Origin of the sequence: Herbaspirillum lusitanum (assembly GCF_026127345.1) — a bacterium.
GTDB classification, from domain to species: Bacteria; Pseudomonadota; Gammaproteobacteria; order Burkholderiales; family Burkholderiaceae_D; genus Herbaspirillum; species Herbaspirillum lusitanum.
This window is the reverse complement of record NZ_QXFG01000012.1, coordinates 58,881-73,776: the sequence shown is the minus strand read 5'-3', so window position 1 is coordinate 73,776 and position 14,896 is coordinate 58,881. Positions and strand designations below refer to the sequence as shown.

General features: G+C 62.2%; 12 protein-coding genes. 8 read left to right on the top strand and 4 right to left on the bottom strand.

What is annotated here, in order from left to right; translation table 11 throughout:
* The first annotated feature begins 35 nt into the window (after positions 1-35).
* Positions 36-1,664 carry an ATP-binding protein gene (locus tag DXT88_RS17920; RefSeq protein WP_407649377.1) on the top strand — a complete coding sequence of 543 codons (1,629 nt, stop codon included), beginning with the start codon at positions 36-38 and terminating at the stop codon, positions 1,662-1,664.
* 41 nt (positions 1,665-1,705) lie between these two features.
* Here DXT88_RS17920 and DXT88_RS17915 read toward each other — a convergent pair whose 3' ends face one another.
* The 4 genes from DXT88_RS17915 to DXT88_RS17900 form a co-directional block, all read right to left on the bottom strand.
* A complete protein-coding gene (locus DXT88_RS17915) occupies positions 1,706-3,058 on the bottom strand; it encodes an amidase (RefSeq protein ID WP_265215441.1) in 1,353 nt (450 codons plus the stop codon).
* A 42-nt stretch (positions 3,059-3,100) separates the two neighbouring features.
* Positions 3,101-3,775: a DUF2848 domain-containing protein gene (locus DXT88_RS17910; protein WP_016835512.1), complete on the bottom strand. Its 675-nt coding sequence runs from the start codon at positions 3,773-3,775 to the stop codon at positions 3,101-3,103.
* A gap of 99 nt (positions 3,776-3,874) precedes the next feature.
* A complete protein-coding gene (locus DXT88_RS17905) occupies positions 3,875-5,134 on the bottom strand; it encodes an MFS transporter (RefSeq protein ID WP_016835511.1) in 1,260 nt (419 codons plus the stop codon).
* Between the two features lie 399 nt (positions 5,135-5,533).
* Positions 5,534-6,463 (bottom strand): LysR family transcriptional regulator, encoded by a 930-nt coding sequence (locus DXT88_RS17900; RefSeq protein WP_029363776.1) that lies wholly within the window; start codon positions 6,461-6,463, stop codon positions 5,534-5,536.
* 146 nt (positions 6,464-6,609) lie between these two features.
* Between DXT88_RS17900 and DXT88_RS17895 the strand changes: the two genes are divergently transcribed.
* From DXT88_RS17895 to gsiD, 7 genes are all read left to right on the top strand, one after another.
* Positions 6,610-6,978, top strand: coding sequence for a VOC family protein (locus DXT88_RS17895; protein WP_265215440.1), 369 nt, complete (start codon positions 6,610-6,612; stop codon positions 6,976-6,978).
* A 391-nt stretch (positions 6,979-7,369) separates the two neighbouring features.
* The gene (locus tag DXT88_RS17890) at positions 7,370-8,356 is read left to right on the top strand and encodes a MurR/RpiR family transcriptional regulator (RefSeq protein WP_265215439.1); all 987 of its coding nucleotides are present in this window, start codon (positions 7,370-7,372) and stop codon (positions 8,354-8,356) included.
* Entirely contained in the window at positions 8,353-9,336 is a 984-nt protein-coding gene (locus DXT88_RS17885) for an isoaspartyl peptidase/L-asparaginase family protein (protein ID WP_265215438.1), read from the top strand. Before DXT88_RS17890 ends, DXT88_RS17885 begins: the two co-directional genes overlap by 4 nt.
* A 23-nt stretch (positions 9,337-9,359) precedes the next feature.
* Entirely contained in the window at positions 9,360-11,273 is a 1,914-nt protein-coding gene (locus tag DXT88_RS17880; protein ID WP_016835506.1) for a dipeptide ABC transporter ATP-binding protein, read from the top strand.
* A gap of 43 nt (positions 11,274-11,316) precedes the next feature.
* Complete coding sequence (gene gsiB, locus DXT88_RS17875) at positions 11,317-12,885, top strand: glutathione ABC transporter substrate-binding protein GsiB (protein ID WP_265215437.1); 1,569 nt, start codon at positions 11,317-11,319, stop codon at positions 12,883-12,885.
* A gap of 170 nt (positions 12,886-13,055) precedes the next feature.
* Positions 13,056-13,976, top strand: coding sequence for a glutathione ABC transporter permease GsiC (gene gsiC / locus DXT88_RS17870; RefSeq protein ID WP_265215436.1), 921 nt, complete (start codon positions 13,056-13,058; stop codon positions 13,974-13,976).
* Positions 13,977-13,984: 8 nt separating this feature from the next.
* Complete coding sequence (gene gsiD, locus DXT88_RS17865; protein ID WP_265215435.1) at positions 13,985-14,890, top strand: glutathione ABC transporter permease GsiD; 906 nt, start codon at positions 13,985-13,987, stop codon at positions 14,888-14,890.
* Positions 14,891-14,896 lie beyond the last annotated feature (6 nt).

Here is a 14,896-nt window from a genome sequence, read left to right as displayed (position 1 = left end):
AATTCCTGTTTGCGATTTCGGGCCTTGCGGTGCTGATGCTGGCCGGCGGCCTCACGGCGATATACGCGTTGCATTCCGCCGTTGCCGCGACCAAATCTCTGGCGGAGGACCGTCTGCTGCTGATGCAGCAAGCGCAGGATTTAGTCGAGCAGACTTTCCTGATCGAACGAGAAGCTTATTTGCTGTCAAGCGCATCCTCCGTTGCGGCGACGACGGCAAGTTACGCGGAGATCGTCAAACATGTCGAAGCGGTCGATCAACTGGTCGATCAGTTGGCCAAGGGAGGCGACGACGTCGCCGTCATCGATTTGCACCAGGCAGCGCAGCTGTTTCGCAACACCGCCAACATCATGGCGCAGTTGCGCGAAAGTGAACTGCGTACACCCAGGCTGCCGCCGGCCCGACTCCAAGGAGGAGGCCGGGAGGCTGCCCCGGTTGTGCCATTTCGGGCTGAGCTGCACCGGCAATCCAAGGCGCTGGTGGATTCCGCCCGGCAGCAGTCGACCCGGTTCACGCAGGACTATCGCGTCGCGGTCCGGGAGCTGGCCGAAACGTCGGCACGCAATCAACGCTGGATCACCGGTTTGCTGGTCGTCAGCTTGATGCTGGCATGGTTGGTCGGCCACGGATTTCTGGGACGGCAGGTGCTGGCGCGGTTGCAGAAGGTCAGTCATAGCCTGCGCCATGGCGACCCTGGCGACGCTCTTTGCAAGGTGCCGGTGCATGGCGCTGATGAAATCGGCGAGATGGCGCGCGCGGTGGAGCAGTTCCAGGCCGATCGTGTGCAGTTGGCGGTCGCCAACCAAACCTTGAAATCGGAAAAGGCGCGACAGGATGAGTTGATTCGCAAGCTGGCGGATGCCCAGAGTCAGCTGCTGCAATCGGAAAAAATGGCGTCGATCGGCCAACTGGCGGCGGGTGTTGCTCACGAGATCAACAATCCGGTGGGCTTCGTCAACTCCAATCTCGGGACATTACAGCGCTACGTCGATGAAATCATGGTGCTGTTGTCGGCCTACGAGCAGTCTGAAGCAGAGATGCCGGAAGAAATCCGGCATGCGCTGGCTGGACATAAGGCGCGCATCGACCTCGATTTCCTGCGCGAAGATATCGCCAGCGTATTCAGCGAGTCGCAGGACGGACTGCAGCGAGTGATCCGCATCGTTCAGGATTTGAAGACTTTTTCGCACGTCGATGAAGCCGAAAAACAATGGGCGAATCTGGAACAGGGGCTCGACAGCACGCTGAACGTGGTGTCGCATGACCTCAAATACACTGCAGAAATCGTCAAGGAATATGGCGGCATTCCGGACATCGAATGCCTGCCGTTCCAGCTGAACCAGGTGTTCCTCAACCTGTTCGTCAATGCCGGTCAGGCGATCGAGGGGCGCGGCCGCATTGTGTTGCGGACCGGCCATGATGAAGACCAGGTCTGGGTGGAAGTCGAGGACAGCGGCAAGGGAATTCCCGAAGCCGATCTGGAACGGATTTTTGAACCGTTCTTCACCACCAAGCCCGTGGGGACCGGAACAGGCCTGGGACTCTCGCTTTCTTACGGCATCGTCGCCAAACACGGGGGAAAGATCACTGTGCGCAGCGAAGTAGGGAAAGGAAGCGTGTTCCGGGTCAGCCTGCCGAAGCGCGGCGTTCTGTCGCCACCGTGATCCAGCAGCGGCGTGAGCCGGGCAAGGTCATTTCCGCAGGTTCAATTCTTGAGCGCCGCTTCCACCGCCAGCGCCATCGACAGCAGTCGATGATCGTGGCCGCCCGGCGCTGCGAGGCTCAGTCCCACCGGTGCATTCCCGGATGCATGGCAGGGCAGCGAAATCGCGCAGCCGTCGAGGAAATTGATCATGGTCGGATTGCGCAGGATCAAGCCGTTGGCGGCATAGTAGGCGTCGTCGCTGGCTTGCAGGTCGGCGATCTTGGGCGCGACGATGGGCACGGTCGGCATGATCATGGCGTCGAAGCCGGCCAGCTGCCGTTCCACTGCGGCGATCCAGCGGCGGCGGCTGTGGATGACGTCGAGCAGGTCGGCGGCGCTCATGTCCTTGCCGCGCTTGATGCGCGACACTACGCGCTGGTCGTAGGCCGCTTCGCGCTCGGCGATCAGCTTGCTGTGCCAGGTCCAGGCTTCGGCGGCGGTGAAGCCGCCCTTGGCGTTGATCGAGGCCAGTTCGCTGAAGGCGTCGATCTTGCTCTCGACGATCACGGCGCCGGCTGCCGACAGGCGCGACAGCGCCGTTTGCAGGGCGGACGCAACCTGTTCATCGATGCCGTCCAGCACCACGTTGGTCGGCATCAGCAAGCGCAGGCCGCGCAGCGGATGCGCGACCGGGGCGACATAGGTTTCGCCGGCCAGCACCGCATCCATCTTGGCGCAGCACGTCACCGTCGGCGCCATCGCGCCGATCGAATCGAGGTATTCGGACAACGGCAACACGCCTTGCATGGAGACCCGGCGCGCGGTCGGCTTGAAACCGGTGAGGCCGCACAGCGCCGCCGGAATCCGGATCGAACCGCCGGTGTCGGAACCGATGCCGGCCACCGCCATGCCGTCCGTCACCGAAATCGCCGCACCCGACGACGAGCCGCCGGGGATACGACCACCACCAACGTCGCGCTGCCACGGATTGCGCGGTGTGCCGTAATGCGGATTGATGCCCAGGCCGGAGTAGGCGAATTCAGTCATGTTGGTGCGACCGACGATCACCGCGCCGGCGGCGATCAGGCGCTGCACCACCACGGCGCTCTCGGTCGCCGCCGGATAGCCGCGCAAGGCGACCGAGCCGGCCAACGTGGTTTCGCCCGCGACGTCGAACAAGTCCTTGATGGAGACCGGCAAGCCGTCGATGGGCGAGCGCGTCAGGCCCGCTGCACGCAGCGTGTCGGAGGCGCTGGCGGCGGCGCGGGCACTCTCGGCGTAAAGCCGCGTGAAGACGCGCGCGCCTTCGCCGTCGGTTGCGGCGGCGAGGTCGAGGGCGCGTTCGGTCAGTTCGAGCGAGCTGCTGCGGCCGCTGCGCAGGTCTTCGCTGTGTTGATGCAGGCTGGGGATCATGGCGTCAAAAGTAGAAGTGATCAGGAAATGGCTATGCAATAACTAAGCAACTTCGGCAAGGATTTCCGCGTCGTAAGCGTGGCGCAGCGAACGCTGGCGACGCGGGTCGAACAACTCCATCGTGAACGAAGTCGCCGGACGGATGCCGCCGATGGCGCCGACCGTGCCGCAGGTCATGCCGCTGCCTTCGGGCAGGATGTCCTTGCCGCCCGTGAAGCCGGCGATCAGGTCTTGCGGCGTGCGCAGGCTGGCCAGCGTGCCTTCCTGGTACAGCACGTCCTTGCCGTCTTCCTTGATCCAGGAACGGATCACCAGCTCATCCCAGTAGGCGGCGACGTCGGCCAGTTTCCAGGCGGCCGCGGCCACGGGTTTGATGCAGGCTTGCTTGGAGAATGCGACGCTGTGGGCTTCCAGCTTGCGGTCGGTGTGGTCGGAGGCGATGCTGACGTACAGTTCGCCGCCGGCGTTGAAGACGAAGGTCTCGACTTCGCCCGACGATTCGCCGCCGAGCACCTGCACCGTCGCCGATTGCGTGAGCTGGTTGCTGGCCACGCGGTAATACAGCGGCACTGCGCTCGGGCGTGGAATGCCCAGCGCCGCGAGTTCTTCGATGTGATGCTCGATGGCGGCCAGGTCGCGACCGGCCCAGCCGGCGATGATCAGATTGCCGATGTCGACATTGAGGGTTGCTGCGTCAGTGTGGAAAGAGAGTTTCATAAGGCTGCTTCAGGTACGTGAATAACATGAATAAAGGGGTGCGCCGCCGGGGCAGAAATGCAGGAACAGAATGGCGGCGCAGGGACAACTCGGAAATAGTCAGGCCTGCGACTTCTTGACGAATACCACCACCAGGAAGCTCGCCAGGAATTCCAGCGCGGCCACGAAATACAGGCCGGAGGACAAGGAGCCGGTGCTGGTCTTCAGCGCGCCGATCATGTAAGGGGCGACGAAGCCGGCCAGGTTGCCGATCGAATTGATCAGCGCGATGCCGCCGGCAGCCGCGGTGCCTGCCAGGAACGCGGCAGGGATCGACCAGAACACCGGGAAGGCAGCCAGGATGCCGATGGCGGCGAGCGTCAGTGCGCACAGCGCCATGACGGCATTGCCCAAAGTGAGACCGGTCAGGATCAGGCCGACGCTGGCGATCAGCGTGGCGATGGCGCTATGCATGCGGCGCTCGCCGGTCTTGTCGGAGTGGATGCCGTTCCAGATCATGGCCAGCGTACCGGCGATGAACGGAATGGCGGAGATCAGGCCGATCTGCAAATTACCCTTGACGCCGATTTCCTTGATGATCGATGGCGTCCAGAAGGCGATGGTGGCGTTGCCGCTGACCACGCAGAAGTACACGGCGGCGCACAGCCAGACGCGATAGTTGCTGCAGGCGTCCTTGAATGACAGATGCTTGCTGGCGGATGTATTTTCGGCAACCAGCGCCTGCGTGACGGCTTGCTGCTCGGCGGCGGAGAGCCATTTGGCGTTGGCTGGTTTTTCCGGCAGGTACAGCAGCACGAAGACGCCGGCGATCAACGAAGGGATGCCTTCCAGGATGAACAGCCATTGCCAGTTGGCGAGATGGCCGACGCCTTCCATCTGGCTCATGATGGTGCCCGCGATCGGACCGCCGACAGCGCCGGCAATCGCAAACGAGGTCATGAACAGGCCGTTGACGCGGGCGCGGCGCTGGGCCGGGAACCAGTAGGTCAGGTACAGCACGACGCCGGGGAAGAAGCCGGCTTCGAACACGCCCAGCATGAATCGCAGGATATAGAACGAAGTCGGCGTGGTGACATAGGCCATCGCCATCGAGGCCAGGCCCCACAGGATTGTGATGCGCGCCAGCGTCTTGCGCGCGCCGATTTTTTCCAGCAGCAGGTTGCTCGGCACTTCAAACAGGAAGTAGCCGATGAAGAAGATGCCGGCGCCGAGGCCGTAGATCGCTTCCGAGAATTGCAGGTCCTGCAGCATCTGCAGCTTGGCGAAGCCGACGTTGACGCGGTCGATCCAGGCCAGCACGAACAGGAAGACCAGGAACGGGATCAATCGCCAGGCGATTTTCTTGTAGGTGACTTCCATGTCCAGCGCGCCGGGCGTGTAGATGGAATTCCCTGTCGGGGATGTTGCCGATGTCGAGGTCATGCTTGCCTTCTCCTGCTTTTGAGATTGATTGAGCGGTCGCTTCATTCTCACAGCACGAGAACATGCAGGACATTGAAAATGTCTCGGTGAAATCGTAGCTGGAAAATGTCTGGCGGAAATCCGTCGTTTGCTTTTGCGCCGGCATGTGCATCCGGCGCCATGAACGATCTTGTGTGAATTCAGTATGGGCAGCGGCGCCATGGCTGTCCAACAAGAAATTGTTGGTGCAGATGATTGGAAAATCTTATGAGCAAAAATGGGTGGGCCGTTGCGCCCTTGTGGTGCTGCGATGCAAAACGCGTGCAGGCCTTGCCGGCGCTGACTTGGGGATGATTGCTACTGTGCCTGCGATGGCAGCCGCGCGATTTCCTGTCCCCAATTGAGTGCGAAGTCGGCGGCGGTTTCCTGGGCGATGCGGGCCACGGTTTCGGTCAGCGGGTTCTCGTTGTCGGAACGGAAACAGGCCAGCATCACCAGCGCCGGGAACTCGACGTCGACCCGCAGCGTGTGCAGGATTTCTTCGTTGAGCTCGCGCTGGATGATGGCCGGCGGCACCGCCGCCACGCCGAAACCATCGGTGACCAGCCGGATCATGGTGGCGACCGAGGCGATGCAATTGACATGTAGCGCGCCGCGTTCGCTGCCGGAGAACAGCCGCTCGATCACCGCATGCGGGCCCGAGTTGCGCGCGAAGCTGATGATGGGAAAGGTCGCCAGGTCGGACAGGCTCAGTGTTTCGCTGCCGATGTTGAGCTTGGGACTACCGACCCAGCGCATCGGGAATTCGCACAGGTTGATGTTGGTGATGTGGGTGCCGGGCACCGGCTCGGCCTGCAGCACGATATCGAGGTTGCCCTTGCTGAACTGTTCGCGCAGGTGGATGGTGGTGTCGCTGGCGATCTCGATCTGCAGGCGCGGGAACATCTTGTGGACGCGCCCGAGGAAATCCGGGAACCAGCTGTGCACGATCGATTCGATCACGCCGATGCGGATCACGCCGGCGTAGACCTGTTTGTCGGACATGTCGTCCTTCATCTCGCGCATCAGCTTGACCATGCGCTCGGCATACACCAGCGCCTTGCTGCCGTCGGTGGTCAGCGTGACTTCACGTGCGCCGCGATCGAACAGGCGCACGCCGAAATCCTGTTCCAGCGTGGCGATGCGGCTCGACACTGCAGCTTGCGTGGTGTGCAGGCGTTCGGCAGTCAGGCGGAAATTTTTCAGCTTGGCCAGCCAGACGAAGGTTTCGAGGAAACGGATGTTCATGGCCGTCATTCTCTCAAAGCCGCAGCGATTAAGCCAGCAGGCAATCCGGCAGCGTTTGCGGCGTCGCCAGCGGCGCTTGCGGCGAAGGGATAGAATCCTCGCAGACTATTTACGCGGCCAGCCTGCCGCCAGCAAAGAGGATTTCCATGCCAGTCACCGCCATCGATCATATCCAGCTCGCCATGCCCGCCGGCGGCGAAGACGCCGCGCGGCGCTTCTTCGGCGGCATCCTCGGCATGCCGGAGCTACCCAAGCCGGCTGCCTTGCAGGCGCGCGGCGGCCTGTGGTTCCAGTGCGGCGTGCTGCAACTGCATCTTGGCGTCGACAATGATTTCCAGCCGGCGCTGAATGCGCATCCCGGTCTGATCGTCGATACGCTGGCGCCGATGATGGCGACGCTGAAAGAGGGCGGCTTCCCGGTGCAGGAAGACGCGCCGATTCCCGGCTTCATCCGTATCTATACTGCCGACCCGTTCGGCAACCTGATCGAATTGCGCGAAGTCGTGCCGCGCTGAAAAACTGCGTCGCGTCGCCTTGGCGCATTCCTGACGCCATTTCCCGTCATTGCCGGTTTATGTCGGCCTGAGTTGCTCCCGTTCTGCTTCATTGCAGCATGACGGCGTCGTATCGCCGCGTTTTCGCGGCGGTCGATGCACGTCCATTTTCGACGCCGCGAGTAGGGGCGCGGGTCTTGGTTCGTCGCGTCCCCGCCTTTCCGCTTTGGTGCGGTGCGGCCGGATTTCCCCTGATTTCCTCGCTATCGCGGTGCATCTGCGCGCGCTAAAGGTGCAAGGATTTTTACTTTCATTTTTGAAAGGATATTTTCTTTACTTTTGAAAATAATGAAAATATATTTACATTTTTCAGCGTTTCCACAATTCCGATCACGGCCCCGACCAACGTCACATGTACAACTCAAAGATCACATCCTTGCAAGGCGGCGGCGCCGTGGCGCGCGTCCTGGGCAAGTTGTATCCGAATCTGTCGAAGGCGCATCGCAAGACCGCCGATTACGTGCTGGCCAACACCTTTCGCGCCGCCACCATGACCATCGACGAGTTGTCGGAGGCGGCCGGGATTTCGCTGGCGACCGCCAATCGTTTTGCGCATGCGCTGGGTTTCGACGGCTATGCGCCGTTTCGCAATGCGCTGGTGGCCGACTTCGCCTCGTCGCTGGCGCCGGTGGAAAAGATGCGCCACGAAGTACAGAAGAGCGCGACCAGCGTCGAGATCATGTCCGCCGCGCTCAGCAACGACATCCGTAATATTGAAGCCACGCTCCAAAGCCTGGTGCCCGGGCATTGCGACCAGGCCGTCGAGATGATCCTGAAAGCCGAGCGCATCTTCGTGGTCGGCTTCGGCGCCAGTGCTTTCCTGGCCGGCATCATGGTGCATGCGCTGGAACCGTTCTGCCGCACCGTGTTGTCGGGTGTGCATCCGGGTGGACCGTCGCAGACCGGCCGTCAGTTCTTCAAGCTGGACGAGCGCGACGTCGTCATCGCCATGGCTTATCCACGCTACGCCACCGACACGGTGCGCCTGGCGCGCCGCGCGGTCGAGAAGGGCGCCAAGCTGATCGCCTTCACCGACCTGCCGCATTCGCCGCTGGTGCCGTTGGCGGACGTGACCATTTATTCGCAGACCGAACGGCAGCTGTCCCCGACCTCGGACGCCGCCGCGCTGGTGCTGATCCAGGCGCTGTGCGATGCGGTTGCCCATCGCGCCAAGCGCTCGGTGCAGGCGGCATCGGAAATGACCGAATTCGTCTTGCCATGGTTGTACCAGGCCGAGCAGCATGAGCCGGTGCGCGTGGCGAAAAGAACGGCTGCCGCCACCGCTACCGCTACCGCTACCGCCAACGGCAAGTCCGCCATCAGGAACAGGAAATCATGAACACCCCAGTCATCGCCATCCACGGCGGCGCCGGCACCATCACACGCAGCGCGCTGAGCGCGGCCGACGAAGCCAACTATCATCGCGAACTCCGCGCGATCCTGAAGTCCGCGCAAGCGGTGCTGACCGCCGGCGGCTCGGCGCTCGACGCCGTCAGCGAAGCGGTGCGCTTGCTGGAAGACTGCCCGCTGTTCAACGCCGGCAAGGGCTCGGTGTATACCCGCGCCGGCACGCATGAACTCGACGCCGCCATCATGGACGGGGCCACGCTCAAGGCCGGCGCCGTCGCCAACATCACCTGCGTGCGCAATCCGGTGCTGGCGGCGCGCGCCGTGATGGAAAACAGCGCGCACGTCTTGCTGGCCGGTTGCGGCGCCGATGCCTTTGCGCGGCAGCAGGGCCTGGCGATCGTCGATCCGACCTATTTCCATACCGACGCGCGCCATCAGCAATGGCTGCGCGTGCGCGGGCAGAGCGGCATGATGCTGGATCACGATGCGGCGGCGTTCACCTTCAAGGAATCCGCGCACGGGACGGCTCCCGTTGACCCTATCGATCCGGACAACAAATTCGGCACCGTCGGCGCCGTCGCGCTCGACATGCACGGCAACGTCGCTGCGGCGACCTCGACCGGCGGCATCACCAACAAACAGGCCGGGCGCGTCGGCGACACGCCGCTGATCGGCGCGGGCTGCTATGCGGCCAACGCGACTGCGGCGATTTCCGCGACCGGCACCGGCGAAGTATTCATTCGCACCGTCGCCGCCTATGACGTGGCGGCGCGCATGGCCTATGCCGGCGCGACCTTGCAGGAAGCCATGGAGCAGGTGGTCATGCAGGTGCTGCCGGCCTACGAAGGACGCGGCGGCCTGATCGCCGTCGATGCGCAAGGCAACCTGGAACTGTCGTTCAACACCGAAGGCATGTATCGCGGTTATGCCCGTGGCGGCGACACGCCGGTCACGGCAATTTATAAATAAGCAGTAGCGAAGGACGCAAGAAAATGGCCATGCACGATCAACAATCACCGACCCCGGACATCAGCAAAAGCGCACAGCGCGTGCTGACCGTCGACAATCTCGGTGTCACCTTCACCGGTTCGGAGCGCACGGTGGAAGCGGTGCGCGGTCTGTCCTTCCATGTCGACAAGGGCGAGACGCTGGCGATTGTCGGCGAGTCGGGTTCCGGCAAGTCGGTGTCGTCGCTGGCCATCATGCGCCTGATCGAACATGGCGGCGGCCGCATCGTCTCCGGCGGCATGCAATTCCAGCGCCGCAACAATGGCGGCAACAGCACGCTGGACCTGGTCAAGGCGCCGCAATCGACCATGCGCAGCATCCGCGGCGCAGAGATTGCGATGATCTTCCAGGAGCCGATGACCTCGCTCAATCCGGTCTTCACGGTGGGCGAACAGATCGCCGAATCGATCCGCCTGCATCAGCGCAAGAGCCGCTCCGAAGCAAGCGCGGAAGCATTGCGCATGCTGGAGATGGTGCGCATCCCGGAAGCGAAGCGCGTGCTTGGTCGTCATCCGCACCAACTCTCCGGCGGCATGCGCCAGCGCGTGATGATCGCAATGGCCTTGTCGTGCAAGCCCTCGCTGCTGATCGCCGATGAGCCGACCACGGCGCTGGACGTGACGATCCAGGCGCAGATCCTGCAACTGATCCGTTCGCTGCAGGAAGAAATGCAGATGGCGGTGGTCTTCATCACCCACGACATGGGCGTGGTGGCGGAAATCGCCGACCGCGTCGTGGTCATGTGCCGCGGCGAAAAGGTCGAAGAGAATGACGTGCGCAGCATTTTCGCCGCGCCGGCGCATCCCTATACGCAAAGCTTGCTGGCCGCCGTGCCGCGCCTGGGCGCGATGACGGGCACCGACACGCCTTCTCGCTTCGGCATCGCACCCAGCGCCGAAGCCAAGCCGGACGCCATCGCCGAAGAACTGCAGGCAGCCTCCGAAATTGTCCGGCAGCGCCAGCCCATCCTCAAGGTCACCGACCTGACCACGCGCTTCGACGTCAAGAGCGGCATCTTCGGTCGCGTCAAGCAACGCGTGCATGCGGTCGAGCGCGTCAGCTTCGATCTGTATGCCGGCGAAACGCTGGCCATCGTCGGCGAATCCGGTTGCGGCAAATCGACCACCGGCCGGTCGCTGCTGCGCCTGGTCGAGATCAGCGGCGGCAAAGTCGAGTTCGGCGGCCGCAACCTGGCGGAATTGCCGCGCTCGGAATTGCGCGAGCTGCGCCGCGACATCCAGTTCATTTTCCAGGACCCGTTCGCCTCGCTTGATCCACGCCTGACGGTCGGCTATTCCATCATGGAACCGATGCTGGTTCATGGGTTGACGGCGGGCATGAAAGAGGGCGCGCAGGAACGCGTCGATGCGCTGCTCACGCGCGTCGGCCTGCTGCCGGAACATGCGCAACGCTATCCGCACGAATTTTCCGGCGGCCAGCGCCAGCGCATCTGCATCGCGCGCGCCCTGGCGCTGAATCCGAAGATCGTCATCGCCGATGAATCGGTATCGGCGCTGGACGTCTCGATCCAGGCGCAGATCGTCAACCTGATGCTGGACCTGCAGGCTGAACTGGGCATTTCCTTCATCTTCATCTCGCACGACATGGCGGTGGTGGAGCGCATCAGCCATCGCGTCGCCGTGATGTACCTGGGCCAGATCGTCGAGATCGGTCCGCGCCGCGCCATCTTTGAAAACCCTCAGCATCCTTACACGCGCAAGCTCATGGCTGCCGTGCCGGTAGCCGATCCCGAGCTGCGCCACCTGAAGAAAGGTTTGCAGAATGATGAAATCCCGAGCCCCATTCGCGCCATCGGAGACGATCCGCTGGTCGAACCTTTGAAGCAAGTCGGCCCCGGCCACTTTGTTGCCGCACATCGCATTTCCGCTGCTTTTTAATTTGTTGTCACCTTCATTAACCAAGACATTCAGGAGCCACAGCATGACTACTCAATTTTCCCGTCGCGGCGCCACTGCTATCCGATGGCTGGCTCTTGGCGCCATCGGCACCACGTTGCAATTCGCCGCCGTGCACGCCTGGGCCGCCAAGAGCGTCACGCTCGCGGTCGCCTCGACCTTCACCACGATGGATCCGTACGATGCCAACGATACGCTGTCGCTGGCCGTGACCAAGTCCTTCTACCAAGGCCTGTTCGCTTTCGACAAGGACCTCAAGCTGGTCAACGTGCTGGCCGAAGGCTACCTGGTCAGCAAGGACGGCCTGGAATACACCATCCGCCTGCGCCAGGGCGTGAAGTTCCATGACGGCACCACCTTCAAGGCGGACGCCGTCAAGGCCGTGATGGACCGCGTCACCAATCCGGACAACAAGCTCAAGCGTTATGTGCTGTTCAATCGCGTCGCCCGTACCGAAGTGCTGAACGACTACACCGTCAAGATCGTGCTGAAGGAACCGTTCTCGGCCTTCATCAACGTGCTGGCGCATCCGTCGGCGGTGATGATCTCGCCTGCGGCGCTGAAGCAGTACGGCAACAAGGACATCGCCTTCCATCCGGTCGGCACCGGCCCGTTCAAGTTCGTCGAATGGAAGCAGACCGACTACATGAAGGCCGAGAAATTCTCCGGCTACTGGAAGGCCGGTTATCCGAAGGTCGACGAAGTGATCTGGAAACCGGTGGTCGACAACAACTCGCGCTCGGCGATGATGCAGACCGGCGAGGCGAACTTCACCTTCCCGCTGCCGTATGAGCAGGCCGAGCTGTTGAAGGGCAAGGGCGCACTGGACATCGTGACGGGTCCTTCCATCATCCAGCGCTATATGTCGATGAACGTCAAGCAAAAGCCATTCGACAACGTTAAGGTGCGCCAGGCCATCAACTACGCAATCAACAAGGATGCATTGGTCAAGGTCGCCTTCAGCGGCTATGCCGCGCCGATGGACGGCGTGTTGCCGCAGGGCGTGGACTACGCGGTCAAGACCGGCCCATGGCCGTATGACGTGAAAAAGGCCAAGGCCTTGCTGGCGGAAGCCGGTTATCCGAACGGTTTTGAAACCGAACTGTGGTCGGCCTACACCCACACCACCGCGCTGAAGATCATCCAGTTCCTGCAACAGCAACTGGCGCAGGTAGGGATCAAGCTCAAGGTGCAGGCGCTGGAAGCCGGTCAACGCGTAGAGAAGGTCGAGACTGCTCAGAATCCGGACACTGCGCCGGTGCGTCTGTACTACAGCGGCTGGTCGTCGTCGACCGGTGAGGCGGATTGGGGCCTGCGTCCGCTGCTGGCTTCCGAAGCCTTCCCGCCGAAGCTCTACAACACCGCTTACTACAAGAGCGACAAGGTCGACAGCGACATCGCCCAGGCATTGACCGTGACCGATCGTACGCAAAAAGCGGCGCTGTACAAGGATGCTCAAACCGAAATCTGGAAGGATGCGCCATGGGCCTTCCTGGTGACCGAAAAAGTCCTGTACGCACGCAGCAAGAACCTCAAGGGCGTGTACGTGATGCCGGATGCGTCGTTCAACTTCGATGAAATCGAACTGAAGTAAATACAGGTAAGCACTGCCGCAGCAAGGGCGCCGTCGTTCCGGTCAGTCAGGACGACGGCGCTTGCATCACCGCTTCATGCAGCACCGCATTTCAGAATTCCCGGCAGTCGCCCGTGCAATCGATGCGCGCGGCTGTTCCCCAAAGTAGTTGAATCGTTGCAGGACGCGCCATGTTTTCTTATGTTTTAAAACGTCTTCTGGGCCTGATCCCGACCCTGTTGCTGGTCGCGGTGATGGTGTTCCTGTTCGTCCACTTGCTGCCCGGCGATCCGGCGCGGCTGGCGGCGGGGCCGGAGGCCGACGAGCAGACCGTGGCGCTGATCCGTGCCGATCTGGGTCTCGATCAACCCATCCACACGCAGTTCGTGCGCTTCTTCGTGAACGCCGCCCACGGCGACTTCGGCACTTCGCTGCGCAGCAAGTTGCCGGTCAGCCAGGAAATCATGGAGCGCTTCTGGCCGACCTTGTGGCTGACCGTCACCAGCATGGTCTGGGCAGTCATCTTCGGTTTGTTCATCGGCGTCTTTTCGGCGGTATGGCGCAACGAATGGCCCGACCGCGCCGGCATGACGCTGGCGGTGTCCGGCATCTCGTTCCCGCCGTTTGCGCTGGGCATGGTGCTGATGGAAGTGTTCTCGGTACAACTTGGCTGGCTGCCGACGGTCGGCGCCGACAGCTGGCGCCATTACGTGTTGCCGTCGCTGACGCTGGGCGCCGGCGTGGCGGCGATCATGGCGCGCTTCACACGCTCCTCGTTCATCGAAATCATGAAGGAAGATTTCGTCCGCACCGCGCGCGCCAAGGGTCTCAACGAACGCATCGTGATCGCCAAGCACTGCCTGCGCAACGCGCTGATCCCGGTGGTGACGATGATGGGCCTGCAGTTCGGCTTCCTGCTGGGCGGCTCCATCGTGGTCGAAAAAGTCTTCAACTGGCCCGGCATGGGACGTTTGCTGATCGACGCCGTCGAGATGCGCGACTATCCGATCATCCAGGCCGAGATCCTCTTGTTCTCGCTGGAATTCATCTTCATCAATCTGGTTGTCGACGTGCTGTACGCCGTCATCAATCCGAGCATCCGTTACAAGTGAGGCAGCGCATGTCGACTTCCATTACTCCTGCCGCAAATACCATGACTGCAACCGCGTCCAAACCGATCCGCACGCCCTGGAGCGAGTTCTGGCGCAAGTTCAGGAAGCAACCGCTGGCCTTGGCGGCCGGCGCGTTTGTCTTGTTCCTGGTGGTGATCGCGATCGTTTCGCCGTACATCTCGCCGTACGACGCCGAGAATTATTTCGACTACGACGCGCTCAATGCCGGGCCTTCACTGGCGCACTGGTTCGGCGTCGATTCGTTGGGGCATGACATTTTCAGCCGCATCCTGGTCGGCACGCAGTTGTCGCTGGCGGTGGGTTTCTCTTCGGTGGCGGTGGGCGCCATCGTCGGCACTTTCCTGGGACTGGTGGCCGGTTACTACGAAGGCTGGGCCGACCGCGTCATCATGCGCATCTGCGACGTGCTGTTCGCGTTTCCCGGCATTTTGCTGGCGATCGCCATCGTCGCCATCCTCGGCAACGGCATGACCAACGTGATCATCGCGGTGGCGATCTTCAGCATCCCGGCATTTGCCCGGCTGGTGCGCGGCAATACGCTGTCGCTCAAGCAGCTGACCTACATCGAAGCAGTGCGCAGCATCGGCGCCAACGACATGACGATCATCTTGCGCCACATCTTCCCCGGCACGATCTCATCGGTGGTGGTGTATTTCACGATGCGTATCGGCACCTCGATCATCACCGCCGCCAGCTTGTCCTTCCTCGGCCTGGGCGCGCAGCCGCCGACGCCGGAGTGGGGTGCGATGCTCAATGAAGCGCGCGCCGACATGATGACGGCGCCGCACATCGCGATCTTCCCCAGCCTGGCGATCTTCCTGACGGTGCTGGCGTTCAACCTGCTCGGCGACGGCCTGCGCGATGCGCTCGATCCGAAGCTGGATCAAAAATAACGGCGC